This window comes from Amycolatopsis sp. AA4 (genome assembly GCF_002796545.1).
Classification (GTDB): Bacteria; Actinomycetota; Actinomycetes; order Mycobacteriales; family Pseudonocardiaceae; genus Amycolatopsis.
The window spans coordinates 3,919,741-3,946,586 of record NZ_CP024894.1 but is presented as its reverse complement, the minus strand read 5'-3'; the positions used below and the strand labels follow the sequence as shown (position 1 = coordinate 3,946,586).

Genomic DNA, 26,846 nt, shown 5'->3' with positions numbered 1-26,846 from the left:
CAGCGGCCCCTTCCGGGCCTGACTTCCCGAACGGACGACACGCGGTTCGCCGGTGCCTCTCGCGATACGGCCAGATAGGTGTTACCTTAGGTAACAGTGAATCGCGGTAACGCCTAACCAGTGTCGCTCAGGGAGGACCGAATGACCAGCGCAGACGTGCAACGAGCACCGGAAGCAGCCCCGTCCGGCCGGCACGAGACCGCGCAGCGGCTGCTCGACTCCTCCGCGACCCTGTCCTACGACCCGGCCACCGAGGTCGACTGGGACACCCCGCTGGACAAGGATTTCCACGGGGCCAGCCCGGAGTGGAGCACGCTCTACGGCACGAGCTACTGGGCCGAGATGACCCCGGAGCAGCAGAAGGAGCTGACGCGCCAGGAGGCGGCGTCGGTCGCGAGCACCGGGATCTGGTTCGAGATGATCCTGCAGCAGATGGTGCTGCGCGATTTCTACGCCAAGGACCCGACCGACCCGGCGTTCCAGTGGGCGCTCACCGAGATCGCCGACGAATGCCGCCACTCGATCATGTTCGCCCGCGGCGCGCAGAAGCTCGGCGCTCCCCCGTACCGGCCGCGCCGGCTCGCCGTCGAACTGGGCCGCGTCTTCAAGGCGGTCGCCGGCGGCGAAGCGGCGTACGCGGCGATCCTGGTCGCCGAAGAGGTGCTCGACGTGATGCAGCGCGACTGGATGCGCGACGAGCGCGTGGTCCCGTTCGTGCGCACGATCAACAACATCCACGTCGTCGAAGAGTCGCGGCACATGAAGTTCGCCCGCGAGGAGACGCGCCAGCAGCTGGAGGGCGCGGGGGCCGTGCGCCGCCAGTTCAACGCGCTGGTCATCGCGATCGCGTCGTACTTCATCGTCAGCAGCATGGTGAACCGGGACGTGTACAAGAACGCCGGGCTGGACGCCGAGCGCGCGCTGCGCGAGGCGAAGGCCAACGAGCACCACAAGTCGATGATGCGGTCGAGCTGTGCCGGGCTGATGGAGTTCCTCGGTTCGTGCGGGCTGCTCACGAAGCCGGCGCTGGTGTTCTACAAGCGGGCGAATCTGATCTGACATGGCCTTCGCGATCACCCAGACCTGTTGCAACGACGCGACGTGCGTGTCGGTCTGCCCGGTCAACTGCATCCACCCGACGCCGGACGAGCCGGACTTCGGCACCACCGAGATGCTCTACGTCGACCCGGCGTCCTGCATCGACTGCGGCGCGTGCGCCGACGCGTGCCCGGTCGACGCGATCTTCCCGGTGGATCTGCTGACCGACTCGATGAAGGTGTACGCGGGGATCAACGCGGACTTCTTCGCCGACCGTCCCGCGGTCGCCGCGAACCCCGCGCCGAACTTCCACCGCTGGGGTCCGCCGACATTCGACCGGGACATCCCGAGCGACCTGGAGCCGGCGGACGTGGCCGTCGTCGGCACCGGCCCGGCCGGGATGTACGCGGTGGAAGACCTGTTGCTGCACACCAACGCGCGCGTCACGCTGATCGACCGCTTGCCGGTCGCGGGCGGCCTCGTGCGCTTCGGCGTCGCCCCGGACCACCCGGACACCAAGCGGATCGGCGAGGCGTTCTCGCGCTTCCACAACCACCCGCGGCTGAAGCTGAAGCTCGGCGTCGAGGTCGGCCGCCACGTGACGGTGGACGAACTGGCCGAACGCCACGACGCGGTCATCTACGCGGTCGGCGCTTCGTCCGCGCGCACCCTCGGCCTGTCCGGCGAAGACCTGCCCGGCAGCCTCGCCGCGACGACGGTCGTCGCCTGGTACAACGGCCACCCGGACGTCCCCGCCGACGCGGTCGACCTCTCCGCGGAGCGCGTCGTGCTGATCGGCACCGGCAACGTCGCCCTGGACGTCGCCCGGATCCTCACCGCCGACCCGGACGACCTCGACGGCACGACCATCGCCCCGCACGCGCTGGAACGGTTGCGCTCCAGCAAGGTCCGCGAGGTAGTGCTGCTCGCCCGGCGCGGCCCGGAAGACGCCGCTTACACCTCGCCCGAGCTGATCGCCCTGGCACAGCGGTCTTCCGTGCCGCTAGTCGTCGACACCGAAGACCCGCGCACCGCCGCCGCGATCGATGCGGGCACCGGAAAAGCCGCGCTGCTGCGGGAGGTGGACCGCGAGACGATCGACTGGACCGCCCCGCCCGCGGACGGCCCCCGCCGGATCGTGCTGCGCTTCCACTCGGCCCCGGTGGAGATCACCGGCGACCGGCAGGTACGCGGACTGCGCGTCGACGGCCCTTCCGGACCGGTCGAGATCGCGGCCGGTCAGGTAGTGCGCGCCGTCGGCTACCGGGGCCGCGCGGTGCCCGGTCTTCCTTTTGACGACGCCACCGGGACGATCCCGAACTCCGCAGGGCGGGTCTCCGGCCGCACTGGTGCGTACGTGGTGGGCTGGATCAAGCGCGGCCCGTCGGGCGGAATCGGCGCGAACCGCACGTGCGCCCGGGAAACGGTCGCGACGCTGCTGGCGGACATCACCTCCGGCGCGGTTCCGCTGCGGGGCCGGAAGTCCCCGATCGCGGCATTGGCGGCTCGGTTCCGGGGGCGCTGAGACCGTCCATTTCGGAGTTCCCGACCGCGGTTCCGGCTCGCGGTCGGGAATCCTGGGCACTCTGGCGATTCGCCTTGGCGTAACGCCTCGCGGCTCCGCTCACTCCGTCTTCTGCCGAGCCGCCAACGTCTCCTCCACCTCCGGCACCCAGAAACTGAGTTCCAGCGTCTTCACGCTCGCCCAGTGCGACATCAACCGGCCCTGCGCGACCAAAGCCGGGCAGGCCACCCCGAACAGGACGACAGCGCACGCCGCGAACACCGGATGCGGCCCGACGATCAACTCGACCACCGACGCCACGAACCCGAACGCCATCGCCGGGCTGGAATTGCGCAGCATCAGCCCGGCGGTGCGCAGGCGGGTCGCCTCCATCGCCCCGTCGGCGTCGTGCAGTTGCAGCGCCGAAAGCAGCAGGAACGAGTCCGCCTCGACGAACGCGCACCCGCGCGCGGCGGGGTTCCGGCGCAGGAACTCCTCCCGCGCGTCGCGCTTCCGCCGCCGCGGCAGCCACCTCGACACCCGCGCGCCCATCGGGTACGCCAGGTATCCCAGCAGGTAGCTGGCCACCACGATCCCGATCACGACGACCACACCCGGCCCGCGGGCGACGGCTGCGAGGTCGATCCAGTGCAGCCGTCCGGCGAGATAGGCCAGGACCGCCAGGTGCAGGGCACCGGGGATGGCGTAGGCGAAGAGGTCGAAGAGTCCGATCGCGAAAGTCACCCGGCGATCCAACTACGCCCGGGCCCCTCCCGGTACGGCTTTTCAGGCGATCACGCCGACGAACCGCCTCCCCGGGCGAGCGCCTCGACGCGGTTCATCGGGCCGTTGTAGTAGTTCTGGTCGCCGGGCAGGCTCCCGGTGCGCGAGAACTGCCAGATGCTCTGCTTGTCCCACCCCGCGGGCAGTTCGCCGATCTCCGGGGCGTACCGGGCGAGCCACAGCGGGTTGGTGTCGCCGAAGCCGCCCGCGTTGCCGGTGCAGAGCTTCCACCACGACGTCGAGGTGTAGATGATCGCGCTGCGCCGCTGTTTCGCCAGGTACCGGTGGGTGAAGTCGGCGATCCACGCGGTCATGTCGGCCTGGCTTTTGCCGTAGCAGGCGTCGCCGTACGGGTTGTATTCGATGTCCAGCGCGCCCGGCAGCGTCGTGCCGTCGCCGCGCCACGCGCCGCCGTGGGCGATGAAGTAGTCGGCTTGCTGTGCGCCGCTGGAGACGTCCGGGCGGGCGAAGTGGTACGCGCCGCGGATCAGGCCGGCGTCGTGCGCGCCGTTGTATTGCTGGTCGAACTGCGGGCTCACGAATCCGGTGCCCTCGGTCGCCTTGACGTAGGCGAACCGGGCGCCCGCGCCGGCGGCCTGGCCCCAGTCGACCGCTCCCTGGTGTCCGCTCACGTCGTGACCGAGGGTCTGCCCGGCCGCCGGGTCGAATCGCGGCGTTCCGCTCCGCACGCCCTCGTGCCGCAGAATTTGTGAACCGGCAACGTTTTCGCCGGCCTTCGAGTAGTCCGCGGCGGCGGCCGGTCCGGCGGTCGCGAGCCCGCCCGCCATCGCCAAAACCGACACCGCGGCGGCGAAAGCGAGCCGCCGGGGTTTGTCCGTCGCTGTCCGGGTCACCGAGACTCCGATCTTCACGGCAGCAGGTCCAAGGTCATCTTGGGGCACAACGCGGCGCGGGGCTGGCTGCGTCACCCGGACGTGAACGAGATTCCGATAGCCGGAATTCGCGCCAGTGGTCCAGACAACCGTGACCGAGTTGTGACCGGCGGCGGCGAGCTGGGCGTTTAATTTGTTGTGGCCGACCACAAACTGGTTGGCAAATTCCCTACCGGCGGAGGTGTCCCCACGTGAACCGGACTCATCGACCCCGCGGACCTGCCCTGCTCGCACTCACGCTGCTCGCCGCGGCCGGACTGGCCGTTCCGGCTGCCGCGGCCCCAGCGTCCGCGCAGGCGGACTGCACCGGCCAGTCCGATCAGCCGGACTTCGGGCCGAACGTGCACATTTTCGACCCGGGAATGCCCTCCGCGACGATCCAGGCTCAGCTCGACAAGGACTTCGAGGCGCAGAAGGACACCCAGACCGCGCAGTTCGGCTCGGGCCGCGTCGCGCACCTGTTCAAGCCCGGTACTTACGCGGTGCACGACAACGTCGGCTTCTACACGTCGGTCGCCGGTCTCGGCCGGAATCCGGACGACATCCAGATCAACGGCGACATCACCGTGGACGCCTTCAACGAGTCCGACCAGGGCTCCGCGCTGCAGAACTTTTGGCGTTCGGCGGAGAACCTGGCCGTCACGCCTTCCAGCGGCAGCGACCGGTGGGCGGTGTCGCAGGCCGCGCCGTTCCGCCGGATGGACATCAAGGGAGGGCTGCAGCTGTTCCCGGCCAGCTACGGCTACGCGAGCGGCGGGTACGTCGCCGACACCCGCGTGTCCGGCCAGGCCGCGTCGGTTTCGCAGCAGCAGTGGTACACGCGGGATTCGGCGCTGGGCAGCTGGGACGGCGGCGTCTGGAACATGGTCTTCTCCGGGACCTCCGGCGCGCCGGCCACCTCGTTCCCGAATCCGCCGGAAACGACCCTCGCCACCACGCCGGTGTCGCGCGACGTGCCGTACCTGTACGTGGACGAGGGCGGCGACTACCGCGTCTTCCTGCCGTCGCTGCGCACGAACGCGTCCGGGCCGAGCTGGGCCAACGGCGGCACGCCCGGCGATTCCGTCCCGATGAGCCAGTTCCGCGTCGTGAAGCCCGGCGACACCGCGGAGAGCATCAACAGCTCCCTCGACTCCGGCTGCGATCTGTTCTTCACCCCCGGCACCTACCACCTCGACCAGACGCTGAACGTCACCCGACCAGGCACGACGGTGCTCGGCATCGGCTATCCGACGCTCATCCCGGACAACGGCGTCGACGCGATGCACGTGTCCGATGTGGACGGTGTGCGAGTGAAGGGCCTGCTGTTCGACGCGGGCACCCAGAATTCGCAGTCCCTGCTGACCGTCGGCGAAGCCGGGAAGCACACGAGCCACGCGGCGAATCCGACGTCGCTGCAGGACGTGTTCTTCCGCGTCGGCGGCGATCTGGCGGGCAAGGCCACCAACAGCCTGGTCGTGAACAGCGACGACACGATCGTCGACCACGTCTGGGCGTGGCGCGCCGACCACGGCAACGCCGGGACGGTCGGCTGGACCACGAACACCGCCGACACCGGCGTGCTCGTCAACGGCGACAACGTGACCGCGACCGGGTTGTTCGTGGAGCATTACCAGAAGTTCCAGGTCGTGTGGAACGGGCAGAACGGGAAGACGGTCTTCTTCCAGAACGAAATGCCTTACGACGTCCCGGATCAGGCCTCGTGGAATTCCGCGCCCGGCACCGCCGGGTACGCCGCGTACAAGGTCGGTCCGGACGTGAAGTCGCACGAGGCGTGGGGGCTGGGCAGCTACTGCTTCTTCGACACCAACCCGGCGGTTTCGAGCTATCACGCGTTCGAGGTGCCGCAGAACGGCGGGGTGAAGCTGCACAGCCTGCTGACCGTGTCGCTGAACCATCGCGGCACGATCACGCACGTCGTGAACGACACGGGCGACGTGACCCCGGACGGCACCAAGCCGGTCAACGTCCCGAATTATCCGTGATCCACGCCGCTGCCGAGAATCCACGTCCGTGAAGGGCTCCTTGAGGGAATCTGATTCCCTCAAGGAGCCCTTCACGGACCGGAACCCGGGCAGGCGCGCTTCAGTCCAGCGCGGTGGCCCGGCTGACGGTCTCCCAGGAGTCGAGGTCCTTCGTCAGCGCGGCGAGTTTGCCGCGGATCGCGTCCACCGCGTCGCCGCCGAGCGCGAGCCGCAGGGGTGCGTCCGGCGCGTCCACCGCCCGCAGGATCGCCGCCGCCGCTTTCGCCGGGTCGCCGGGCTGGGTCCCGTCCATCCCCTCGATCGCGGCGCGGGTGGCCGCGGTCGATTCGGCGTAGGCGGCGAGGGTCCGGGAACGGTGCATGGCCGCGCCGCCGAACGATGTCCGGAACGCGCCCGGCTCCACGATCAGCACCTTGACCCCGAGTGGCGCGACCTCCGCCGCGAGCGCCTCGGACAGCCCTTCCAGCGCGTATTTCGCCGCGCAGTAGGCCCCGAACGCGGGCGGGGCGAGGAGCCCGCCCATCGAACTCATCTGCACGATCGTGCCGCTCCCCTGTTCGCGCAGCAGCGGGACGACGGCCTTCGTCATCGCGACCGCGCCGAAGAACATCACCTCCAGCACCGCGCGCAGGTCGGCCATCTCCAGTTCCTCGACCGCGCCGACCGACCCGTGTCCGGCGTTGTTGACCAGCACGTCGATCCGGCCGAACTCGTCCAGCGCGGTCCGCACGGCGGCGTCGATCCGCGCCGGGTCGGTGACGTCCAGCGCGGCCGTGCGCACGCGGTCGCCGCCTGCGGAGACCAGGTCGGCGAGCGTCTCCGGTTCGCGGGCGGTCGCGAGGACCCGGTCCCCCGCGGCCAGCGCGGCCTGGGCGAGTTCGCGGCCGAAGCCGCTCGAGCACCCCGTGATCAGCCAGACGCGGCCGTCGGTTTCCTCGGTCATCTGAGCAGTCCCTCCAGTGGTTTCTTCCGCCTCCGATCGTGGCGCGCACCGGTCTGGGTCCGCCAACACCGGTTCCCTGGCGGGCTACAGTCTCGGCCTGTGACTCCTGAGCTGCGGCAGCTGCGCTACTTCGTCGCCGTCGCCGAGACGACGAGCTTCACGCGCGCGGCCGCGGCTCTGCACATCGCGCAGCAGTCGCTGTCGCAGCAGATCACCGTGCTGGAACGCCAGCTCGGCGCGCAACTCTTCACCCGCGACCCCCGGGGCGCCCGCCTCACCGCGATCGGCGAACTCTTCCTGCCGGAAGCCCGCGTCGTGCTCGCCCGCGCCGACACCGCCGTGGCGACGGTCGCCCGCGCGGTCCGCGGCGAGATCGGCACCCTTCGGCTGGCTTTCCTTGCCAGCACGGCGAACTACCTGCTGCCGCCGGTGATGCGCGCGGTACGGGAGCACCTGCCGGAGCTGACCGTCACGACCGCGGAAGTCTCGATCGCGGAGCTGGTCGAAGGCGTCCGCGACGGCCGCTTCGACGCCGGCTTCACCCGCCCGCCGCTGGTCGACGATCTGGCGACGCACACCCTGCTGACCGAGGAGGTCTGCGCGGTCCTGCCCACCGGCCACCGGCTGGCCGACCGGCCTGCCCTGCGCTTGTCCGACCTGGCGGACGAACCGTGGGTGCTGACACCGCGTGCGTCGTGGGACCCCTGGCACCGCAAGTACGACGCGGACTTCGCCGCGGCCGGGTTCACTCCGGAGGTCGTCCAGCGCACCGCGACCGTGCAGGGCTTGCTGGGTCTGGTCGCGGCCGGGGTCGGGGTCACGCGACTGGCCCGATCCGCCCACAGCCTGCGGCGCACGGGGGTGGTTTTCGTTCCGCTGGAAGGAGAATCCGCGCACACGGTAGTGGTGTGGCGCTCTGCCGGCCCGCGCCCGGCCGCACTGCTGGACGTGGTGACCCGGCTGGCCGAGACGACGGATCTTTCCGGCGCGGGCTGACCTTCTGCCATACTTCCGCGGTGGCGGACAGCGAGTGGACGATCGAGCGGGCTCAGGATTTCGACTCGCTGCGCGGCAGGCGCATCGAGTCGTGGGCCGGGGTCGAGATGGCGGTGCGGGAGCACGGCCCGGACGGCGGCCCCCAGTTCACCGATCCGGCGGTGCCCTGTCTGCAGTTGTGGGGCATGCAGGCGTATCTGGACGACGGCCGCGCACTGATGGTCGGCACGTACCAAGACGACGACGGGTTCGGGCTGTGGCCGCATCGCCGTCCGGACCCCCGTCTGGAGGACCGCCAGCGGTGGGACGGCATCTATCGCTGGAGCGCGCTGGGCGAACTGCCCACCGGCCCGGTCGAGGACGTCGTTGTCTTCGCTGAAGAAGACGTCCTCGCCGAAGTCGATCTGCGCGTCGGCGGCCAGCCGCTGCACCTGGTCGCGGGCGAACTGGAGGAGTGCGGTCCCCGGCTCTCGTTCGTCCGCCTCGACGAATCCGTCCTCGTCTTCACCGATCCCGCCGCTGCCGAGCGCGTCAACTGGTCGACGCCGAGGCGCCCCCGCGTCCGGATCGATCCGTGGCCGAGGACCAGCTTTCGCTGACCTTCACCGAAAACGAGTCGATGCTCATCCCTGCCCCCGGTCGCTGGTGGTCCCGTCCGGATCGTGGCACTCTCCGGCCTATTGTCCACAGTGGAACGCGCCGGAAAGCTTGCCACCACTGCGCCGCGGGGTACCGCGAGGGTGGGAGAACCACACCCCCTTTGCGCGCCCCGCGACCGCCGCGGGCGATCTAGCCTGGGGGCATGAGCGACAGCAACCTCCTCGGCGAGTTCCTGCGGGCCCGGCGCGGCACGGCCGTCCCGGAGGACGCGGACTTGCTCGCCGACACCCGGCGCCGGGTCAGCGGCCTGCGCCGGGAGGAGGTCGCGCAGCGGGCCGGGGTGAGCACCGACTACTACGTGCGGCTCGAGCAGGGCCGGGAGCGCACGCCGTCGGCGCAGGTCGTCGAAGCGCTCGGCCGGGCGTTGCAGCTTGACGACGAGGCGCTCGCCCACCTGCACTCGCTGGCCCGGCCGAAGCGGCCCCGGCGGCGGCCCGCGAAGGAACGCGTCAGCCCGCGGCTGGTGCAGATGATGGACGCGTGGCCGCAGACGCCCGCCGTGGTGCTCGGCCGGTGCATGACGGTGCTCGCGTCGAATCTGCTCGGCGAAGCGCTGTTCGCCGGGCACGAGTACAGCGGCGACCTGCTGCGGCTGGTGTTCCTCGACCCCGACGCCCGGGAGTTCTACCCGGATTGGGAACGGGTCGCGGTCAACACCGTCGGCGGGCTGCGATCGGCGGCGGGCACTGATCTGGACGATCCGCTGCTGATCGAGGCGGTCGGCGAACTGTCGCTCAAGAGCGCCGATTTCCGCCGGTTGTGGGCGCGCCACGAACTCCGGCAGAAAACGCACGAATCGAAACGGTTCCGGCATCCGCTGGTCGGAATGCTCACCCTGCACTACGAATCGATGACCGTGAACAGCGCTCCCGGCCAGCAGCTCGTGGTGTACCAAGCGGATCCGGGCAGTCCGTCGGAGGCCGCGCTGGGGCTGCTCGGCAGTCTCGCCGCCGGCGACCGTCCGCGCCGCTGACGCTTTTTCCGCAATTCACGAATTCCTTCAGGGGTAGCTCCATGTCTGAAAACAACGCACCTGTCTGGTTTATCACCGGATGTTCCACCGGTCTCGGCCGCGCACTGGCGACCGCCGTCCTCGAGCGCGGCCTGCGCGCGGTCGTGACAGCCCGCGATCCCGAACGCGTCGCGGACCTCGTCGCCGCGCATCCCGGACGTGCGCTGGCCGTCGCCCTCGACGTGACCGACCCGCAGCAGATCACCGATTCGGTCGCCGAAGCACACCGCGTCTTCGGCCAGATCGACGTGCTCGTCAACAACGCCGGTTACGGCTACCTCGCTGCCGCCGAAGAGGGCGAAGACGCCGAGATCCGCGCGCTGTTCGAGGCCAACGTCTTCGGCCTGATGGCGATGACCCGCGCCGTCCTGCCGGGAATGCGTGCGCGGCGCAGCGGCCACGTCGTCTCGGTCTCGTCGCTGGGCGGACTGGCCGCCTTCGGCGCGACCGGCTACTACCACGCGACCAAGTTCGCCGTCGAAGGCTTCAGCGAATCGCTCGCCGCCGAGGTCGGGCCGCTCGGCATCGGCGTGACGATCGTCGAACCGGCCGCGTTCCGCACCAACTGGTCGGGACCGTCCATGCGGGAATCCGCGATCCGCATCGACGACTACGCCGACACCGCGGGCGCGCGCCGCACCTCGACGCTCGCCACCTACGGCAAGCAGCCCGGCGACCCGAACCGGGCCGCGACCGCGGTCCTCGACGCCGTCACCTCCGCCGAACCGCCGTTGCGCCTCCTGCTCGGCCGGGCTGCCTACGACATCGCCACCGCCCGCCTCGACGCCCTCCGCAAGACGTTCGACGACTGGCGCGACGTCACCCTGTCCGCCGATTTCCCGAAGGAAGCCGAATGAGCAAGACCGCCCTGATCACCGGTGCCAGCAGCGGCATCGGCGAAGCCACCGCCCGCCGCCTCGCCGCGGACGGCTGGCGCGTCGTCGCCGGAGCGCGCCGCGAAGACCGGCTCGCGGAACTCGCTGCCAGCGCGGACGGCGTCGAAGTCCGCCGCCTCGACGTGACCGACCGCGCCGACGTCGCCGAGTTCGTCGACCGCGCGGTCCGCGACCACGGCGAGATCGACGCGTTCATCGCGAACGCGGGCGTGATGCCGTTGTCCCGCCTGGACGCCGCACTGGTCGAGGAATGGGACCGGATGATCGACGTCAACGTCCGGGGCCTCCTGCACGGCATCGCCGCCGCGCTGCCGCACTTCACCCGGCAGCGCCGCGGCCACTTCGTCACCGTCGCGTCCATCGGCGCACACCAGGTCACGCCGACCGCCGCGGTGTACTGCGGCACGAAATACGCGGCGTGGGCGATCACCGAGGGCCTGCGGCTGGAATGCGATCCGTCGATCCGCGTCACCACGGTCTCCCCCGGCGTCGTCACCTCGGAGCTGGCCGACACGATCAGCGATCCGGAAACGCAGGAGTTCATGCGAATCTACCGCAAGGACGCCATCGAACCGAAAGCGATCGGCGACGCCATCGCATACGCTCTCGACCAGCCGGCCGACGTCGATGTCAGCGAGATGATTGTGCGGCCAGCCCGGCAACGTTGAGCGAAGGAGGAGGCCGTGCCGCAGTACCTGCTCGGGATCTGCCAGCCTGACAGCGGAACCCCGGCGCCCGAGGTGCTGGCAGACATCGCGGCGCGCCTCGATGCGGTGACCGACGAGATGAAGGCGAAGGGCGTCTGGGTCTTCTCCGGCGGACTGCACCCAGCGTCCGCCGCGAAGGTAGTTCGGGCCTCCGGCGGCGACGTCCTCTACACCGACGGCCCCTTCGCCGAGGGCAAGGAACACCTGGGCGGCTTCACCATCGTGACCGCGCCCGACTCGGATACAGCCACGGAGTGGGCGCGCCGGATCTCCGAAATCACCACGCTGCCGGTGGAAGTCCGGGAGTTCCGTTGATCTCGACGGCCGTGCTCGAGCGCGTCTTCCGCGCCGAGCACGGCCGCGCGGTCGCGGTGCTGGCGCGGGTTTTCGGCGACCTCGACCTCGCCGAGGACGCGGTTCAGGAGGCCTGCGCGATCGCCACGGTGAAATGGCGGTCCGAAGGCCTCCCGCCCAGTCCCGCGGGCTGGCTCGTCACCACCGCCCGCAACCGCGGAATCGACCGCCTCCGCCGCGAGGCCAGCCGCGCCGACCGCCACGCGCAAGCCGCGCTCCTGCAGGCGAGCGAACCCGTCGACGAAGGCGCGGTCCCTGACGAACGGCTGCGGCTGATCTTCACCTGCTGCCACCCCGCCCTCGGCACTCCCGCCCGGGTCGCCCTCACCCTGCGGCTGCTGGGCGGCCTCACCACCGCCGAGATCGCGCACGCGTTCCTCGTCCCGGAATCGACGCTGGCGCAACGACTGGTGCGCGCCAAAGCCAAAATCCGCGACGCCCGGATCCCCTACCGCGTGCCCGACGCCGCCGACCTCCCCGACCGGCTCAACGCTGTCCTCGCGGTCCTGTACCTGATCTTCACCGAGGGCCACACCGCCAGCAGCGGCGCCGACCTCACCCGGCCGGACCTGGCTAGCGAGGCGATCCGGCTGACCCGCGTCCTGGCCGCGCTGCTGCCCGACGAACCCGAAGTGCTGGGCCTGCTTGCGCTGCAGCTGCTCACCGAATCCCGCCGCGCGGCCCGGCTCGACGCCGACGGAATCCCCGTGCTGCTGCCCGACCAGGACCGCACCCGCTGGGACTGGACGCTGATCGCCAAAGGCCAACACCTGGTCCGCCGGTGCCTGCAGCTCAATCGCCCAGGCCCGTATCAGATCCAGGCCGCGATCAACGCCGTGCACAGCGACGGCACCGACTGGGGCCAGATCCTCGCCCTCTACGACCACCTGCTCGCGCTGACCCCGACGCCGATCGTCGCCTTGAATCGCGCTGTCGCGGTCGCCGAGGTCGAAGGCCCGGCCGCCGCACTGGCCATTGTGGACGGTCTCGACCTCGGAAACCGGCACCTCTTCCACGCCGTCCGGGCCGATCTGCTGGCCCGTCTGGGCCGGACCGCCGAAGCCGCCGAGTCTTACGACGTCGCCCTTCGACTGGTCGCCAACGAGGCAGAACGCCTTCTGCTGCAACGAAAACGCGCCGCGCTCAGCCCGGCTCCGCTCGACTGATCTCTCGTCAGCTCGGCTTCCCCCGGCTGATCACGCCCTCGACGATCCTCGTCAGATGCGCGCCGACGTTCTCGACACCGCCGTTCTGCACCGCGATCTGCGCGCCCTCCATCGCGAACGTCAGCTCCGCCGCGCCCAGGTCCGGGTCGGGCAGCCCGAGCCCCTCGCACATCGCCCGGAGCCTGCCGAACTGCCGGGTCTTGTGCTCGCTGATCAGCCGTCGCGCGGGATGGTCCGGATCGGGCAGCTCGGCGACCGAGTTGGTGAACGGGCAGCCCCGATGGGAGAAGCCGGGCAGCCCGTCGACGATGAACCGCCCCACCGCGCGGATCTGCTCCGCGTAGTCGCCGGGATGCTCCTGCTCGGCCGCGTCGAACGCGGCGGAGTAGTCGTGCACGACGATCCGCAGCCATTCCGCGATCAGCGCGTCCTTGGTGCCGAAGTGCCGGTAGATCGCCATCTTCGTCGTCCCGGCGCGGTCCGCGATCGCCTGGACCCCGACGCGCACGACGCCCTCGTTGAGGAACAGCTCCTCGGCCGCGTCGAGGATGCGCTCGCGCGGCGGCAAGGTCGCGACCCGCGTCGGCCGCCGGGCGGAGGTGCTCGTCATCGGTTCTTCCTCGGGGCTGGCAATGCCGTTCGTCACGGGCTACGGTACACAACCGTCTCCCGTGATACCACTCGGTATCATCCAATACTGATGAGTCTCCCGAAGGGCGAACTGGTGAAAATCTCCGAATACGCGAGCTGTGACGCGGTCGGCCTGGCGGACCTGATCGCCCGCGGCGAGGTGAGCGCGGCCGAGGTCGCCGACGCCGCCGCGCGAGCAGTCGAAGCGGTGAACCCGCAGCTCAACGCAGTGGTCGAAACCTGGCCGGCCGAGGACTTTCCCGGCTCCGCTCCGCTGGCGGGCGTGCCGTTCCTGATCAAGGACCTCGGCGTCGCGATGGCAGGCAAACGCAGCGAACTGGGCAGCCGTTTGGCCGCGGGCGCCGTGTCCCCGGCCGACTCGTTCCTGATGCGCCGCTTCCGCCGGGCCGGCCTGGTGACGATCGGCCGCACCGCCACCCCCGAAATGGCCTACAGCACCACCACCGAACCGGACTTCTACGGCGCGACCCGCAACCCGTGGTCGACCGACCACAGCGCAGGCGGCTCGAGCGGCGGCTCCGGAGCCGCAGTCGCCGCCGGAATGGTCCCCGTCGCCCACGCCACCGATGCCGCGGGTTCCATCCGAGTTCCCGCGTCGTACAACGGATTGTTCGGCCTGAAGCCGACCCGCGGCCGGGTTTCGCAGGGCCCGGGCGCCGACGAGGTCTTCAACGGCCTGGCCGTCCAAGGCAGCCTGAGCCGCACCGTGCGCGACAGCGCCGTCCTGCTGGACCTCATCGAAGGCCCCGAACCCGGCGACCCGTACTTCGCCCCGCGACCCGACCGCCCGTACGCCACCGAGGCCAAGACGGATCCGGGCCGCCTGCGAATCGCCGTCCTGCGCCAGCCCTGGGGCGGTCGCCAGCCGACCGAGCCAGTCTCCGCCGCCCTCTCCGAAACCGTCCGGCTGCTGGAATCCCTGGACCACGAGGTCGAAGACACCGCGCTGCCGCTAGGCGTCTCCTGGGAAGAGTTCGTCCTCGGCAACGCCCGGATGTGGGCCGCGAACCTCGCCCCGTGGATCGACGCCGTCGCCGCCGCGACCGGCCGCCCGGTGGACGAGACCACCCTGGAACCGGTCACCCTCGCCAGCTACCGTTACGGCCACCAAGTCACTGCCGACGAGTTCGTCCGCGCACTGGCGATCCGCAACCAGGTCGCCCGAACCTTCGCCCAGCACTTCGCCCGCTACGACCTGCTCCTCTCCCCGACCCTGCCCGACCCGCCGGTCAAGCTGGGCGTCTACGGCGAAGGCGCGGAACGCCTGGACGGCCTCGGCTGGCTGGACCGCGTCCTGGACCGCTCCCCCTACACCGCGGCCGCGAACGTTTCAGGGGTTCCGTCGATGTCGGTCCCGCTGGCCGAAGCCGGAGGGCTCCCCGTCGGCATGCAGTTCACCGCCGCCTTCGGCCGCGAAGACCTGCTGTTCCGCCTGGCCGGGCAACTGGAAAAGGCGGCCCCGTGGGCACACCGCAAGCCCGCGGTCCGGGCGTCCGAATGACCCTCTGAGTCCACAATGGACAGCTGCCGGCGGTGACCCGCGTCCCAGCCCCCCCTCAATCCCTGACGGCGGGGTCGGGTTTCTCGCTAGAATTGGCGAGCGATGCGACGATTCCGGTGGTGGTGGGGGGCGCTGGTCCTCGCCTGCGTAGCTGTTCTGGTGGGCTTTTTCGTCTTTTTCGGAACGGAGAGCCGACCCGGCCAGCCGTTCCCGCGCCAAGGCCCGCCCGGCCGCGGCCCGCTGACCATCGTGTCGATCGGCGACAGCACCGTCTCGGGCGAAGGAGCGGGCGCCTACAGCCCCGATACGGATGGCAAGAACGGCGACTGGTGCCACCGCTCGTCGGCGGCGTTCGTGCAGAAGGTCCGGATCCCCGGCGTCACCGCCCGCGTCAACCTGGCTTGCTCCGGAGCCCCCGCCGCCCAAGTAGCCCTGGGCGTCGCGAAACAGTGGGGCGAACGCTCCCAAGCCGCACAACTGGCCGACGTGGTGAAAAACCACCGGGTAGCCGCGGTGGTGATCGCCGTCGGCGCCAACGACGACCCGAAGTTCTCCGCACAAGTCAGCGAATGCTTCAAAGCGTGGTTCTCCGCCGACGGGCCGTCCTGCAACACGGCGCTCAAGCAAAGTTGGAAGTCCAAAGTGGACGCCATGGTCCCGAAGGTCGCGAACGCGGTCGGCGACGTCAAAAAAGTGCTGGCCGACGCCGGATACGTCCCCGCCGATTACCAGCTGGTCCTCCAGTCCTACGCCGCCCCAGTAGGCCCGGACATCCCGGCGGGTCTGCAAAGCCTCAACGGCTGCCCCTTCCGCACCGACGACCTGCAGTGGATTTCCACGACCGGGATCACCACCCTCTCCGCGGGAATCAAACAAGCAGCCACCCAATCCGGCGCAAGATTCCTGGATCTGGCCCGAGCAGGAGAAAAACACGAAGCCTGTTCCGGCGGCCCGAACCTGGCCACCGAATGGTTCACCCGCCTCACCCTGCACCTGAACGACCTGACCCAAGTCGACCGGGCAACGCACGCGCTGCAAGAATCGTTCCACCCGAACGCCGCCGGACACGCCGCCATCGCCGACTGCCTCACGGACTTCCTCACGAGCCAGCAAGGCAACGCCTCCTGCCTGGCAGGCCCAGACGGCAAACTCCACGCCGTCCCGGAACCCGTCAGCTAGCCCCCCTCGCCCCCGCGGCCAAGTCCGTGAGGGCCACCTTCACGGACTCTGAGTCCCTCAGGGTCCCCCTCACGACCAGCGCCCGCACCCGCGCCTGCCCCGCCGCGCCGGATGCGCCCCAATGCCACATTGGTTGCGTCCGACGCACCGAACGCCACATTGGGTGCGTCCCATGCACCCAATGCCACATTGGGGCGCTAGCCCGCCCACCGCGAACCCGCCGCCGATCCCCGCACCGCGCGCACTGGTCATCCGCCGCAACCGGTGCACCCAGCGCCGCTGCGGGGCACCATCCGCACGCCGCGAACCCCAAACCCCCCACGCACCGAAGCCGCGAAAAAACCGCAGCCAGTGCACCCAACCCCCGGGGGCACCCACCCCTCCCCCAACCCCGATACAAAGCCGCCCTGCGGTTCGGGGGTGCTTGTCAAGGCATCTTTCCCGCCTTGACAAGCACCCCCGAACCGTCAGCACAATCACAATTCGGGGTGCCCCACGCAACCAAAGACGACGGCAATGTCGCCCCCCAGGGCGACGAGCCGAACCCCCAAGAAGACTCACAAATCCAACGCAGCCCTCAAAGCCACATCAATCTGCTCCTGAACCTCCGCATCAACCTCAGCAACCCGCTCCGCCAGCCAAGGCCGATACAACCGCGTGAGATTCAACGTGGACACCCAATACCGAGCATCCACCGCCACCCCGAGAATGTCCTGCGGATCCCGATCCAACAGTTCCGTCCCGAGCAGCCAAGGCCGCTCGGACTCATTCACCCCGTCCGAAGACAGCAGCACCACAGTCCGCTGCCGCGCGGGATCCGTAGGCGGGTGGTAAGTCCAGACCTCACCCCTGCGCACGCATCTCCTTCTCCGCGGCCGCCCGCTCCGCCTCGTCCGCCTCGGCGGCAGGCGTGGCCGGAGCCCGCTGCGGGGTGTACCCAGTCCGGACCGCCTCGCGCCGGGCTGCCTTGGACAGCCAGGACGAGACCGAGATTCCGTGCGCTTTCGCGGCCCGCTCGGCGTACTCGAGCGCACCGGTGTCGAGCGAGAGTGTCACCTTACGTGTCGCCATACCTTTTACCGTACCACTCTTACCGCCTCGGCGGCTCTCACAGCGTCGGCGACCGTCCCTCGAACGGCGTGGACAGCACGACCGTGGTCCGGGTCGACACCTTCGCCGCCTCGCGGATCCGCCGGAGCAGGTCTTCGAGGCCGAGCGGCGACGCGACGCGCACCAGCAGGATGTAGGACTCGTCGCCGGCGACCGAGTAGCAGGACTCGATCTCGGTGATGTGCTGGATCCGCTGCGGGTAGTCGTCGGGCGCGGCCGGGTCGTTCGGGGTGAGCGAGATCAGCGCGGTGAGCGGGAGGCCGATCTGCTCGCCGTCGAGCCGGGCGGTGTAGCCGAGGATGACGCCGCGCTGTTCGAGGCGGCGCACCCGCTGGTGCACCGCCGAGACCGACAGCCCGACGCGTTCGGCGAGGTCGGTGAAGCTGCGCCGGCCGTCGGCGGCCAGCTCCTGCACGATCGCCTGGTCGAGCGGTTCCAGCGGGCCGCTCATGCCGTCGCCTCGGTCCCAGCGCGAACGGCGGTGCCTCGTTTGCCGGCCGCGCTCATGCGTCCAGCACGACCAGTTCGTGCGGCCGCGTGTTCACCGGCTCGACGCCCGAGTCGGTGACGAGCACGATGTCCTCGATCCGGGCGCCCCAGCGGCCCGGCTGGTAGATGCCGGGTTCGACGCTGAAGGCCATGCCCGTTTCGAGCGGCAGCGCGTTGCCCTTGATGATGTAGGGCTCCTCGTGCACGTCGAGGCCGATGCCGTGGCCGGTGCGGTGGATGAAGTACTCGCCGAATCCAGCGGCGTCGATGACGTCGCGCGCGGCCTTGTCGATGCTCTCGGCGGTCGCGCCGGGGCGGACCGCGTCGACGGCGGCCTGCTGCGCGCGCTGCAGCACGGCGTAGGTCTCGGCGACGTCGGCGTCGCGGGGCTCGCCGATCGAGTAGGTGCGGGTGGAGTCGGAGTTGTAGCCCTCGGGCACCGGACCGCCGATGTCGATCACGACGACGTCGCCGCGTTCGATGACGCGCTCGGAGACGTCGTGGTGCGGGCTGGCGCCGTTGGGTCCGGAGCCGACGATGACGAAGTCGGCGTGCGTGTGGCCCTCTTCGACGATGGCGGCGGTGATGTCCGCGCCGACCTCGGCCTCGGTGCGGCCGGCGCGCAGCCATTCGCCCATCCGGGCGTGGACGCGGTCGATCGCCGCGCCCGCCTTGCGCAGGGCGTCGAGCTCGGCGGCGTCCTTGCGCATCCGCAGCTCGCGCACGATCGGCCCGGCCAGCGTCTGCTCGGCGTCGCCGAACGCGGCGCGCAGGGACAGCACGTGCAGGGCCGGGGTGAAGTCGCTGACCGCGATCCGGCCGGGCTTGCCGAGCCGGTCGGCGACCAGCCGGTAGGGGTCGTCGCCGTCGACCCAGGTGAGCACCTCGACGCCGAGGTCGTCGGTGGGCACGCCGGCGTAGCCGGGGGCTTCGAGCTTCGGCACGACGAGCGCGGGGACGCCGTCGGCGGGGACGACGAGAGTGGTCAGCCGTTCGAACGAGCCGCCCGCCTGGCCGAGCAGGTACCGCAGGTCGGATCCGGGCGCGAGGAGCAGCGCGTCGGTGTCGGCGGCGGCGGCCGCTTTCGCGGCGCGGCCGAGACGGGCGCGGAGCGCGGCGGCGTCGGGGGCGGGCGAGTGGAGGGATCGGCTCGACATGAGGCCGAGCCTAGTACCGGCGTCCCGGCACGGCCCGCCCGTCCTCCCGAACCGGCGTGCCGCCGCGGCCACCTCGCCGAAGCCCCGTGCGGGCGGCCGCTGGCGCCGTCCGTGAAGGGCTCCTTGAGGGAATCTGATTCCCTCAAGGAGCCCTTCACGGACGTTGGCCTTCCCGCGAACTGACGCGCCCGGCGCCGCTTTCAGGGCGATCCGGGCCGGACGTGGCAGGCTGTGCGGGTGACCGGACCACTCGCTCTCCTCGATTCCGCGAGCCTCTACTTCCGCTCGTTCTACGCGCTGCCCGATTCGATGACCGCGCCCGACGGGACGCCGGTCAACGCCGTGCGCGGGTTCACCGACACGATCGCGCGCATCCTGACCGACCGTCGTCCGTCGCGGCTGGTCGCCTGTCTCGACGCGGACTGGCGGCCGAAGTTCCGCACCGATCTGCTGCCGAGCTACAAGGCGCACCGGGTCGCGGTGCCCGGGGACGGCGGGGCGGACGTCGAGGAGGTGCCCGACACGCTGACCCCTCAGGTGCCGATCATCCTGGAAGTGCTGGAGGCGTTCGGGTTCGCCGTCGCGGAGGCGGACGGGTACGAGGCGGACGACGTGATCGGCGCGCTCGCGACGCGGGAGAAGGACGCGCCGGTCGAGGTGATCACCGGCGACCGCGACCTGTTCCAGCTGGTGCGCGAGGAGCCGACGCCGACGTCGGTGGTCTACGTCGGGAAGGGCTGGGCGAAGGCGGAAGTGCTGGGGCAGCGGGAAATCGCCGAGAAGTACGGCGTTCCGGCCGAGCACGCCGGGCCCGCGTACGCCGACATGGCCGCGTTGCGCGGCGACCCGTCGGACGGGCTGCCCGGCGTGGCCGGGATCGGCGAGAAGACCGCGGCGAAGCTGATCACCGAGTTCGGTTCGCTGGAGGAACTCGTCGCCGCGGCCTCGGCCGGGGATTCGCGGGTGCCGCTGAAGACCCGGCTGCGGCTCTCCGACGCCGCGGACTACCTGGCCGTCGCGCCCACCGTGGTGCGGGTCGCGGTGGACGCGCCGGTCGTGCAGTCCGGGCCGGACGCGGTGCCGTCCGCGCCCGCCGATCCGGACCGGGTGGCGGAGCTGGCCGAGCGGTGGAACCTCGGCCGCTCGGTGGAGCGGCTGCTGGCGGCGCTGCCCGGGGCTTGACCCGTCCGGGGAGGGTTCCGCCGGACGCCGGAACCCTCCCGCGAAGGTCAGAAGTGCGTACCGGTCCAGGGCTGCGTCCCGGTCCGGAACAACGCGTCCACCCGCGCCAGCGTTTCCGCGCTGGCGCCGGTGATCCGGCCGGACAACGCGAGCGGACCGGCCTCCCAGGCGCCGAGGTACAGCATCGCCAGGGTGTCGACGTCGAGCTGCAGGTCGGCCTCGGCCTCGGTGCGTTCGACGCCGTCGCCGCCGACCCGGTACCGGCCGCGGTTGTCCGGCAGCATGCGGTCGTTCACTTCCAGCACCACCGGTTCGGCCGAGCCGTACGTGCGTGCCGCGAGCGCGGCCGGAACGTCGATCAGCCGCAGCCACAGTTCGTCGTCGACGCCGACGGTCTGGGCCCGGCGCGGGTCGACGAGCAGCAGGCCGACCGGATCGTCCACCGGACGGCCGCGCACGTTCACGACCTCGATCAGGTCCACCGACAGCAGGAACCGCCACAGCCCGGCCAGCGCTTCCGGGCTCGCCGCGTGCATGTCGTGGACTTCGAGCGCGGCGCCGCGCTCCGGGTCGAGGTAGCTGTTCTGCGGCACGACGTGGAAGACCGCGTAGCCGTCGTCGCCGTCCGGTCCACTGTGGACGGCCACGCGATGGTTGCCGCCGTCCGGGTGGAGATGCCAGTTGAACGCAATCGGCCACCACAGTTCCGGACGGGCGATCAGGCCGGGGCGGCGGGTGTCGATCCGTTGGTACAGCGAGGGAATCGTCGCGATCGCGTCGTCGGTGGAGAGCAGCCGGACGCGGCCGGGGGCGGCGACGGTTTCGCGCAGCCGGGCCGGGTGCTTGACCTGCAGGGTGGCCATGCGGGTGGCGACGCCGTAGCCGAAGCGGCCGTAGATCAGGGCTTCGCTCGCGTGCAGGGCGGCGACGACGTGGCCGCGCCGGACGAAGTCGTGCAGTTGCCGGTCCATCATCGCGGTGAGCACGCCGCGGCGGGTCCAGTCCGCGCGGACGCCGACGCCGTCGACCGCGGCCATCGGCACGGAGCCGCCGCCGGGGACGGTGAGTCGCGTGGCGAACGAGCTGGCGATGCCGATGGGTTCGCCGTCGTGGAACGCTCCGGTCCGGCCGTCCGCCGTCCACGAACCGCCGACCTTCGCCCAGCGCTCGTCCGAGGGCGGGTTTCCGTGCAGGGACCGCACCAGAAGGTCGAGAGTCGCGCGGCTTTCGGAGTCGGTGATCTGGCGTACCACGTAGTCGCTCATGTCCCGATTGAACCAATCCGGACCGGCGCGCGGCTATCGGATTTAGCGCGGCGGGGTCACTGCGGCGGGTCGACGCGGTAGTTGCCGTCCGCGCCGGTCACCGTGATGGGGACGTGTTTCGTCTTGCCCGCGATGTCCACAGTGCACTGGAAGCGCGAGCCGTCGGCGACGGGCTGCCGGTCCGGGCAGGTGACCGCGCCGACGTTCGCCATCTTGTAGTCGTCGGTGAGGAGCCGGGTGACGGCCGAAGCCATCACCCGGGAATCGAACACGCGCATCGCCGACGAGGAGCTGGGCGCCGACGACGACGCGACGCCCGGTTGCGCGGGGCTGTTCGGCGTGACGGTGACGGTGTGGACCGGCGGCGCCGGCGTGCCGCTGTCGCAGCCCGCGGCGGCGAGCATTCCCAAGCCGCACAACAGCAGCACCCGCACGGCGCGCATCAAACCCGCTCCTCTGCGCGAAACGTCTGGTCAACGGTCAGAAGAACGTACCGCACCACACCGATTCGCGCGTGCCGAAGAGAACGTCGGCGGACTCGGGCGCGGCCGGGTCGAGCACCTCGATGCGGCCGGTACCGGCGAGCGCGGACGCGCGGAACGTTCCGAAGTAGAGCATCGCGAGAGTGTCGACCGAGAGCCGCAGCGCGGGTTCCGCGTCGGTGCGGGAGGCGCCGTCGGGTCCTACGCGGTAGCGGCCTTCGTTGGCGGGCAGCGACCGGTCGGAGACTTCGAGCACGACGGGTTCGGCCGGGCCGTAGGTGCGGGCGGCGAGCGCGGCCGGCACGTCGACCAGCCGCAGCCAGCTTTCGTCCTCGGTGCTCTCGGTTTTCGCCGCCCGCGGATCGGTGAACAGCAGCGCGTGCGGTTCGTCGAGCGGGCGCATGCCGAGGACGATCTCCTCGACCAGGTCGACCGACAGCAGGAACCGCCACAGTCCGGCGAACGCGGCCGGGTTGGCATAGCTGAACTCCACCGCCTGCAGCTTGCCGTTGTCGTGGGCGGAACCCTCCTCGACGTGGTAGATCACGTAGCCGTCGACGCCGTCCTGGCCGGTGTGCACGGCGGTCTGGACCAGCTTCGCGCGGCGGCGCAGGTGTCCTTCGAACCCCGGCCAGTAGATCTCCGGCCGGGTCATCGCGGCGACGTGGCTCGTCGCGGTGGCGGCGTACAGTTCCGGCCAGCGCGGGGCGGCCTCGTCGATGCCGAGCACGGTGACCTCTCCCCCGGCCGGCACGTCCGGACGCAGTTGCGCCCGGTGCTTCTTCACCACGACCTGGTTCGCGAGGGTGGTGACGCCGTAGCCGTAGCGGCCGTAGATCGAGCCCTCGGACGCGTGCAGCAGCGCCAGCGCGACGCCTTGGTCGGCGAGGTCGCCCAGTTGCGCGGCCTGCAGCGAGCTGAGCACGCCGCGGCGGGTGCGTCCGGCGCGGACGCCGACCCCGGTGACCGCGGCGAGCGGGAGCCGGGCTCCGCCGGGGACCACCATTTCCGAGGCGAAGGACCGGGCGGTGCCGATCAGGTCCGGTTCGAAGACGCCCCAGCTGCGTTCGGCCGAGTAGGCCGCGGAGACGCGTTCCCATTCCTCGTCGGTGCCGGGCTGGACGTGCAGCGCGGCGCGGAACAAGTCCCAGGCCGCGCGCTGCTCGTCGGGACGGAGGATGCGGACGGTGCGGTCGCTCATGCTCCGATCATTGCCGGGCAGGCGGCCGCACCGCCACTGAATTGCGGGGCGTCACTTGGCCGCGGGCGGCGAGACCTCGTAGTTGCCGTCGTTGCCCTTGACCGTGATCGGGACCTGCTGCGGTTTGCCGTTGACGGTGGCGGTGCACTCGAATTTCGCGCCGTCCTCCACCTTCTGCTCGGCCGGGCAGGTGACCCCGCTGACGCCCTGGATCTTGTAGGTCTCGGTGAGCATCTTCGCGACGTCGGTCTGCATCTGGGTGTTGTTGAAGACCTCGGTCTTGAAGAAGCCGGGCGCGACGAAGCCGAGGATCGCCACGACGGCCACCACCACGACGAGCGCGCCGATCCCGATGAACAGGCCCTTCTTCGACCCGCCCGAGGATTCCGGCGCGGCTCCGCCGGGCTGGCCGTAGTCGTACTGGCCGGGCTGCTGGCCGCCGTACTGCTGCTGCGGGTCGCCGTAGGGCTGCTGGCCGTAGGAGGGCGGCTGCTGCCCGTACTGCGGCGGCTGCTGGCCCCACTGGGGCTGCTGCGGCGGCTGCTGCTGTTGCGGGTAGCCGCCGGGCTGCTGGCCGTACTGCGGGTCCTGACCGTAGGGCTGCTGGCCGTACTGCTGGGACGGGTACGGCTGCTGCTGCGGCCCGCTCTGCGGGTACGCGCCGCCCGGCTGCTGCCCGTAGTGGGGGTCCTGGCCGTAGGGCTGTTGCCCGTACTGGGGCTGCTGCCGCGGGTCGTTGCCGCCATACGGCGTGCTCATCGTTAGCCTCCGCCTTCGTGTGTCCGCATCCGCAGGCCGGGCCGCGGGTGTCGTGCGCGATCCAACCACAGGTCTGGACCTGGCACACCTGTCCGCGCGCAGTCGCCGCGAAGGTGTGCCCGGACCGTCACGCCGCGCCCGCGGCCACCACGCCGCGGCGCAGCGCCCGGACCGCCTGCGCGGCCGCCGAGCCGACCGGGTCCTCCTTGCCGAGGACGTCGCGGATCTGGTCGAGCAGGTCGATCACCTGGCGGCACCAGCGGACGAAGTCGCCCGCGGACAGCTCCTGCCCGTTGGTCTCGGCCGCGGTGAGGACCTTCTCCAGGGATTCGCCGCGCGCCCAGCGGTAGACCGGCCAGGCGAACCCGGCGTCGGGCTCGCGGGTGCGGTCGAGGCGGTGGCGGCGTTCGTCCTCGGTGAGTTCGACCCACAGCCTGCTGGTTTCCTGCCAGGCGCCGGGGACCGCGCCGCCGGGCAGGCGGGGTTCGCCCGCGGTGTCGCGGCGGGCCTCGAACACGAGCGTGGACACGACGGCGGCGAGTTCGGCCGGGCCGAGGCCGTTCCAGACGCCGTGCCGGATGCACTCGGCGGCGAGCAGGTCGGATTCGCTGTAGAGGCGGGTGAGGCGGCGGCCGTGCTCGGTGACACGGTCCTCGCCGTCGCCGGGGCGGACGTAGCCGCGTTCGCCGAGCAGCCGCAGGATCCGGTCGAACGCGCGGGCCAGCGAGTGCGTGGTGGCCGCGACTTTCCGTTCGAGCTGTTCAGTTTCCGCGGAGAGGCGCTGGTAACGCTCGACCCAGCGGAGGTTCGCCTCGCGTTCGGCCAGGCCGTGGCACGGGTGGGCGCGCAGGGCGCGGCGCAGCGAGGCGAGTTCGGCGTCGTCGGCGGCCGCGGTGCGGCGGCGCTGCCGTCCGGGCAGGGAGATGCCGGAGTCGCGCAGCGCCGAGGCGATGTCTCGGCGGGTTTTCGGCGAGCGCAGTTCGAGGTGCTTGGGCAGCCGGATCCGGCCGAGCGCCTCGACCGGGGACGGGAAGTCGGCCGAGGACAGCGGTCCGGACCAGCGGTCCTCGGTGACCACTACCGGCCGCGGTTCGCGGATCGGGTCGAGGCCGGGGTCGACGACGACGGCGAGGCCGGCGCGGCGGCCCGCGGGGACCGCGATGACGTCGCCCTTGCGCAGTTTTTCCAGCGACTGGGCGGTTTCGGCGCGCCGGGAGGAGGTGTTCTGCCGCGACAGGGTTTTCTCGCGGGCGGAGATCTTGGCGCGGAGTTCGACGTACTCGAGCATCTGGTCGAAGTCGCCGGAGATCGCGGCGGTGTAGCCCTTGAGGGCTTCCTTGTTGCGTTCGATCCTGCGCGCGGTGCCGACGACCGACCGGTCGGCCTGGAACTGCGCGAACGACTGTTCCAGCAGGTCGCGGGCGGCGTCGGCGCCGACCTGGGCGACCAGGTTGACCGCCATGTTGTAGCCGGGGCGGAACGACGAGCGCAGCGGGTACGTGCGGGTGGAGGCGAGTCCGGCGACGGCCTTCGGGTCTACCCCGGGCTGCCAGGCGACGACGGCGTGGCCCTCGATGTCGATGCCGCGGCGGCCGGCGCGGCCGGTGAGCTGCGTGTACTCGCCCGGGGTGAGGTCGACGTGGGCCTCGCCGTTGTATTTCACGAGCCGTTCGAGGACGACGGTGCGGGCGGGCATGTTGATGCCGAGGGCGAGGGTTTCGGTCGCGAACACGACCTTGACCAGGCCGCGGACGAACAGTTCCTCGACGGTTTCCTTGAACGCGGGCAGCAGGCCGGCGTGGTGGCCGGCGAAGCCGCGTTCGAGCGCCTCGCGCCATTCCCAGTAGCCGAGGACGCCGAGGTCGCCCTCGGGCAGGTCGGCGGTGCGCTCGTCGACGATCCGGCGGATCTCCTCGACCTGGTCGGGGCCGTTGAGCCGCAGGCCGGAGCGGACGCATTGGGCGACCGCGGCGTCGCAGCCGGCGCGGGAGAAGATGAACACGATCGCGGGCAGCAGCCCGGCGTGGTCGAGCCGTTCGACGACGTCGACGCGCGACGGGGGCCGGAACCTCGGGCCGCGCGGCGGGGCTCCCCGGCGGCCGCCGCGGGGACCGCGGAAGGTGGGCGCGAACCGGCCGAGGTCGTCGGTTTTGCGCAGCAGCGTGGGGTTGATCCGCAGCTGCTCGCCCGGGTCGGCTTCGTTCTGGCCGGCGAACAGGTCGAGCAGCTGGTTGCCGACGAGCATGTGCTGCCACAGCGGTACCGGGCGGTGCTCGTCGACGACGACGGTGGTGTCGCCGCGGACCTCGACGAGCCATTCGCCGAATTCCTCGGCGTTGCTGACCGTGGCGGACAGGCCGACCACGCGGACGTGTTCGGGCAGGTGGAGGATCACTTCCTCCCAGACCGCGCCGCGGAAGCGGTCGGCGAGGTAGTGGACCTCGTCCATGACCACGTAGCCGAGTTCGGGGATGGCGGAGCTGCCCGCGTAGAGCATGTTGCGGAGCACCTCGGTGGTCATGACGACCACCTGGGCGTTGCCGTTGATCGAGGTGTCGCCGGTGAGCAGGCCGACGGCGTCGTTGCCGTAGCGTTCGACGAGGTCGGCGTACTTCTGGTTGGACAGGGCCTTGATCGGCGTGGTGTAGAAGCATTTGCGGCCCTCGGCGAGGGCGAGGTGGACGGCGAACTCGCCGACCACGGTCTTGCCCGCCCCGGTGGGGGCGCAGACCAGGACGCCGTGGCCCTCTTCGAGCGCTTCGCAGCCGCGGATCTGGAAATCGTCGAATTCGAAGGCCGATTCGGCGGAAAACCGGGTCAGCTGGGGGTGCTTGGCGCGGCGACGGGAGGCAGCGTAGGCCTCGGCCGGCGATGGTGAAGGGCTAGTGGCCACTCCGTCAGGGTTTCATATGCCACCGACATTCCGCACGCGG

26 protein-coding genes are annotated in these 26,846 nt (G+C 70.8%); 13 read left to right on the top strand and 13 right to left on the bottom strand.

Features of this window, described 5'->3' with window-relative positions; all coding sequences use genetic code 11:
- Positions 1 to 141 precede the first annotated feature (141 nt).
- Both CU254_RS18430 and CU254_RS18425 read left to right on the top strand, forming a co-directional pair.
- Positions 142 to 1,059, top strand: a complete 918-nt coding sequence (locus CU254_RS18430) for a diiron oxygenase (protein WP_009078246.1) — start codon at positions 142 to 144, stop codon at positions 1,057 to 1,059.
- Between the two features lies 1 nt (position 1,060).
- On the top strand, positions 1,061 to 2,563 hold the full coding sequence (locus CU254_RS18425; protein ID WP_009078243.1) for an FAD-dependent oxidoreductase: 1,503 nt from the start codon (positions 1,061 to 1,063) through the stop codon (positions 2,561 to 2,563).
- Between the two features lie 99 nt (positions 2,564 to 2,662).
- Here CU254_RS18425 and CU254_RS18420 read toward each other — a convergent pair whose 3' ends face one another.
- On the bottom strand, positions 2,663 to 3,286 hold the full coding sequence (locus CU254_RS18420) for a hypothetical protein (protein WP_037714082.1): 624 nt from the start codon (positions 3,284 to 3,286) through the stop codon (positions 2,663 to 2,665).
- A 50-nt stretch (positions 3,287 to 3,336) separates the two neighbouring features.
- The gene (locus CU254_RS18415) at positions 3,337 to 4,113 is read right to left on the bottom strand and encodes a lysozyme (RefSeq protein WP_050788446.1); all 777 of its coding nucleotides are present in this window, start codon (positions 4,111 to 4,113) and stop codon (positions 3,337 to 3,339) included.
- A 296-nt stretch (positions 4,114 to 4,409) separates the two neighbouring features.
- Here CU254_RS18415 and CU254_RS18410 point away from each other — a divergent pair, with 296 nt between their 5' ends.
- On the top strand, positions 4,410 to 6,203 hold the full coding sequence (locus tag CU254_RS18410; RefSeq protein WP_009078234.1) for a hypothetical protein: 1,794 nt from the start codon (positions 4,410 to 4,412) through the stop codon (positions 6,201 to 6,203).
- A gap of 100 nt (positions 6,204 to 6,303) precedes the next feature.
- On the opposite strand, the gene CU254_RS18405 is transcribed toward CU254_RS18410, so the two are convergent.
- A complete protein-coding gene (locus tag CU254_RS18405) occupies positions 6,304 to 7,146 on the bottom strand; it encodes an oxidoreductase (RefSeq protein WP_037714079.1) in 843 nt (280 codons plus the stop codon).
- Positions 7,147 to 7,245: 99 nt separating this feature from the next.
- Here CU254_RS18405 and CU254_RS18400 point away from each other — a divergent pair, with 99 nt between their 5' ends.
- The 7 genes from CU254_RS18400 to CU254_RS18370 all read left to right on the top strand — a co-directional run bounded on the left by CU254_RS18400 (position 7,246) and on the right by CU254_RS18370 (position 12,937).
- Entirely contained in the window at positions 7,246 to 8,142 is an 897-nt protein-coding gene (locus CU254_RS18400) for a LysR family transcriptional regulator (protein WP_009078230.1), read from the top strand.
- Positions 8,143 to 8,162: 20 nt separating this feature from the next.
- Positions 8,163 to 8,741: a hypothetical protein gene (locus CU254_RS18395; RefSeq protein WP_050788216.1), complete on the top strand. Its 579-nt coding sequence runs from the start codon at positions 8,163 to 8,165 to the stop codon at positions 8,739 to 8,741.
- 203 nt (positions 8,742 to 8,944) lie between these two features.
- The gene (locus tag CU254_RS18390) at positions 8,945 to 9,775 is read left to right on the top strand and encodes a helix-turn-helix transcriptional regulator (protein WP_009078226.1); all 831 of its coding nucleotides are present in this window, start codon (positions 8,945 to 8,947) and stop codon (positions 9,773 to 9,775) included.
- 41 nt (positions 9,776 to 9,816) lie between these two features.
- On the top strand, positions 9,817 to 10,671 hold the full coding sequence (locus tag CU254_RS18385; protein ID WP_009078225.1) for an oxidoreductase: 855 nt from the start codon (positions 9,817 to 9,819) through the stop codon (positions 10,669 to 10,671).
- Positions 10,668 to 11,378 carry an SDR family oxidoreductase gene (locus CU254_RS18380; protein WP_009078223.1) on the top strand — a complete coding sequence of 237 codons (711 nt, stop codon included), beginning with the start codon at positions 10,668 to 10,670 and terminating at the stop codon, positions 11,376 to 11,378. The genes CU254_RS18385 and CU254_RS18380 overlap by 4 nt, the downstream gene beginning before the upstream one ends.
- A 15-nt stretch (positions 11,379 to 11,393) precedes the next feature.
- Positions 11,394 to 11,732, top strand: coding sequence for a YciI family protein (locus CU254_RS18375; RefSeq protein WP_009078221.1), 339 nt, complete (start codon positions 11,394 to 11,396; stop codon positions 11,730 to 11,732).
- Complete coding sequence (locus CU254_RS18370) at positions 11,729 to 12,937, top strand: RNA polymerase sigma factor (protein WP_009078220.1); 1,209 nt, start codon at positions 11,729 to 11,731, stop codon at positions 12,935 to 12,937. The genes CU254_RS18375 and CU254_RS18370 overlap by 4 nt, the downstream gene beginning before the upstream one ends.
- 7 nt (positions 12,938 to 12,944) lie before the next feature.
- Here CU254_RS18370 and CU254_RS18365 read toward each other — a convergent pair whose 3' ends face one another.
- On the bottom strand, positions 12,945 to 13,547 hold the full coding sequence (locus tag CU254_RS18365; protein ID WP_037714077.1) for a TetR/AcrR family transcriptional regulator: 603 nt from the start codon (positions 13,545 to 13,547) through the stop codon (positions 12,945 to 12,947).
- Positions 13,548 to 13,637: 90 nt separating this feature from the next.
- On the opposite strand from CU254_RS18365, the gene CU254_RS18360 reads away from it, so the two are divergent.
- Together CU254_RS18360 and CU254_RS18355 are read left to right on the top strand one after the other, a co-directional pair.
- Positions 13,638 to 15,089: an amidase gene (locus tag CU254_RS18360; protein WP_086024892.1), complete on the top strand. Its 1,452-nt coding sequence runs from the start codon at positions 13,638 to 13,640 to the stop codon at positions 15,087 to 15,089.
- A 102-nt stretch (positions 15,090 to 15,191) separates the two neighbouring features.
- Positions 15,192 to 16,268: a GDSL-type esterase/lipase family protein gene (locus CU254_RS18355; protein ID WP_009078213.1), complete on the top strand. Its 1,077-nt coding sequence runs from the start codon at positions 15,192 to 15,194 to the stop codon at positions 16,266 to 16,268.
- A 557-nt stretch (positions 16,269 to 16,825) separates the two neighbouring features.
- On the opposite strand, the gene CU254_RS18350 is transcribed toward CU254_RS18355, so the two are convergent.
- Genes CU254_RS18350 through CU254_RS18335 form a run of 4 tightly spaced genes read right to left on the bottom strand, consistent with a single transcriptional unit; the run spans position 16,826 to position 19,024 of the window.
- The gene (locus tag CU254_RS18350; RefSeq protein WP_009078212.1) at positions 16,826 to 17,125 is read right to left on the bottom strand and encodes a hypothetical protein; all 300 of its coding nucleotides are present in this window, start codon (positions 17,123 to 17,125) and stop codon (positions 16,826 to 16,828) included.
- A complete protein-coding gene (locus CU254_RS18345; protein ID WP_009078209.1) occupies positions 17,112 to 17,339 on the bottom strand; it encodes a hypothetical protein in 228 nt (75 codons plus the stop codon). The genes CU254_RS18350 and CU254_RS18345 overlap by 14 nt, the downstream gene beginning before the upstream one ends.
- A gap of 37 nt (positions 17,340 to 17,376) precedes the next feature.
- A complete protein-coding gene (locus tag CU254_RS18340) occupies positions 17,377 to 17,829 on the bottom strand; it encodes an Lrp/AsnC family transcriptional regulator (protein WP_009078207.1) in 453 nt (150 codons plus the stop codon).
- A 52-nt stretch (positions 17,830 to 17,881) separates the two neighbouring features.
- Positions 17,882 to 19,024: a Xaa-Pro peptidase family protein gene (locus CU254_RS18335; RefSeq protein ID WP_009078205.1), complete on the bottom strand. Its 1,143-nt coding sequence runs from the start codon at positions 19,022 to 19,024 to the stop codon at positions 17,882 to 17,884.
- Between the two features lie 237 nt (positions 19,025 to 19,261).
- Between CU254_RS18335 and CU254_RS18330 the strand changes: the two genes are divergently transcribed.
- Positions 19,262 to 20,206: a 5'-3' exonuclease gene (locus CU254_RS18330; protein WP_037717446.1), complete on the top strand. Its 945-nt coding sequence runs from the start codon at positions 19,262 to 19,264 to the stop codon at positions 20,204 to 20,206.
- Between the two features lie 47 nt (positions 20,207 to 20,253).
- Here CU254_RS18330 and CU254_RS18325 read toward each other — a convergent pair whose 3' ends face one another.
- The 5 genes from CU254_RS18325 to CU254_RS18305 all read right to left on the bottom strand — a co-directional run bounded on the left by CU254_RS18325 (position 20,254) and on the right by CU254_RS18305 (position 26,806).
- Positions 20,254 to 21,471 (bottom strand): GNAT family N-acetyltransferase, encoded by a 1,218-nt coding sequence (locus CU254_RS18325; RefSeq protein ID WP_009078201.1) that lies wholly within the window; start codon positions 21,469 to 21,471, stop codon positions 20,254 to 20,256.
- Between the two features lie 56 nt (positions 21,472 to 21,527).
- Positions 21,528 to 21,914: a DUF4333 domain-containing protein gene (locus CU254_RS18320; RefSeq protein ID WP_009078198.1), complete on the bottom strand. Its 387-nt coding sequence runs from the start codon at positions 21,912 to 21,914 to the stop codon at positions 21,528 to 21,530.
- A gap of 37 nt (positions 21,915 to 21,951) precedes the next feature.
- Entirely contained in the window at positions 21,952 to 23,154 is a 1,203-nt protein-coding gene (locus tag CU254_RS18315; protein ID WP_009078197.1) for a GNAT family N-acetyltransferase, read from the bottom strand.
- A 51-nt stretch (positions 23,155 to 23,205) separates the two neighbouring features.
- Entirely contained in the window at positions 23,206 to 23,913 is a 708-nt protein-coding gene (locus CU254_RS18310; RefSeq protein ID WP_037714074.1) for a DUF4333 domain-containing protein, read from the bottom strand.
- 127 nt (positions 23,914 to 24,040) lie between these two features.
- Positions 24,041 to 26,806 (bottom strand): RNA helicase, encoded by a 2,766-nt coding sequence (locus CU254_RS18305; RefSeq protein ID WP_009078194.1) that lies wholly within the window; start codon positions 26,804 to 26,806, stop codon positions 24,041 to 24,043.
- Positions 26,807 to 26,846: the final 40 nt, after the last annotated feature.

Coding starts and splice junctions, on each gene's coding strand:
- CU254_RS18335 (WP_009078205.1), bottom strand. CDS start 19,024: ATGTCGAGCCGATCCCTCCACTCGCCCGCCCCCGACGCCGCCGCGCTC.
- CU254_RS18355 (WP_009078213.1), top strand. CDS start 15,192: ATGCGACGATTCCGGTGGTGGTGGGGGGCGCTGGTCCTCGCCTGCGTA.
- CU254_RS18415 (WP_050788446.1), bottom strand. CDS start 4,113: ATGGCGGGCGGGCTCGCGACCGCCGGACCGGCCGCCGCCGCGGACTAC.
- CU254_RS18405 (WP_037714079.1), bottom strand. CDS start 7,146: ATGACCGAGGAAACCGACGGCCGCGTCTGGCTGATCACGGGGTGCTCG.
- CU254_RS18380 (WP_009078223.1), top strand. CDS start 10,668: ATGAGCAAGACCGCCCTGATCACCGGTGCCAGCAGCGGCATCGGCGAA.
- CU254_RS18315 (WP_009078197.1), bottom strand. CDS start 23,154: ATGAGCGACCGCACCGTCCGCATCCTCCGTCCCGACGAGCAGCGCGCG.
- CU254_RS18425 (WP_009078243.1), top strand. CDS start 1,061: ATGGCCTTCGCGATCACCCAGACCTGTTGCAACGACGCGACGTGCGTG.
- CU254_RS18360 (WP_086024892.1), top strand. CDS start 13,638: ATGAGTCTCCCGAAGGGCGAACTGGTGAAAATCTCCGAATACGCGAGC.
- CU254_RS18430 (WP_009078246.1), top strand. CDS start 142: ATGACCAGCGCAGACGTGCAACGAGCACCGGAAGCAGCCCCGTCCGGC.
- CU254_RS18345 (WP_009078209.1), bottom strand. CDS start 17,339: ATGGCGACACGTAAGGTGACACTCTCGCTCGACACCGGTGCGCTCGAG.
- CU254_RS18365 (WP_037714077.1), bottom strand. CDS start 13,547: ATGACGAGCACCTCCGCCCGGCGGCCGACGCGGGTCGCGACCTTGCCG.
- CU254_RS18390 (WP_009078226.1), top strand. CDS start 8,945: ATGAGCGACAGCAACCTCCTCGGCGAGTTCCTGCGGGCCCGGCGCGGC.
- CU254_RS18340 (WP_009078207.1), bottom strand. CDS start 17,829: ATGAGCGGCCCGCTGGAACCGCTCGACCAGGCGATCGTGCAGGAGCTG.
- CU254_RS18385 (WP_009078225.1), top strand. CDS start 9,817: ATGTCTGAAAACAACGCACCTGTCTGGTTTATCACCGGATGTTCCACC.
- CU254_RS18310 (WP_037714074.1), bottom strand. CDS start 23,913: ATGAGCACGCCGTATGGCGGCAACGACCCGCGGCAGCAGCCCCAGTAC.
- CU254_RS18320 (WP_009078198.1), bottom strand. CDS start 21,914: ATGCGCGCCGTGCGGGTGCTGCTGTTGTGCGGCTTGGGAATGCTCGCC.
- CU254_RS18325 (WP_009078201.1), bottom strand. CDS start 21,471: ATGAGCGACTACGTGGTACGCCAGATCACCGACTCCGAAAGCCGCGCG.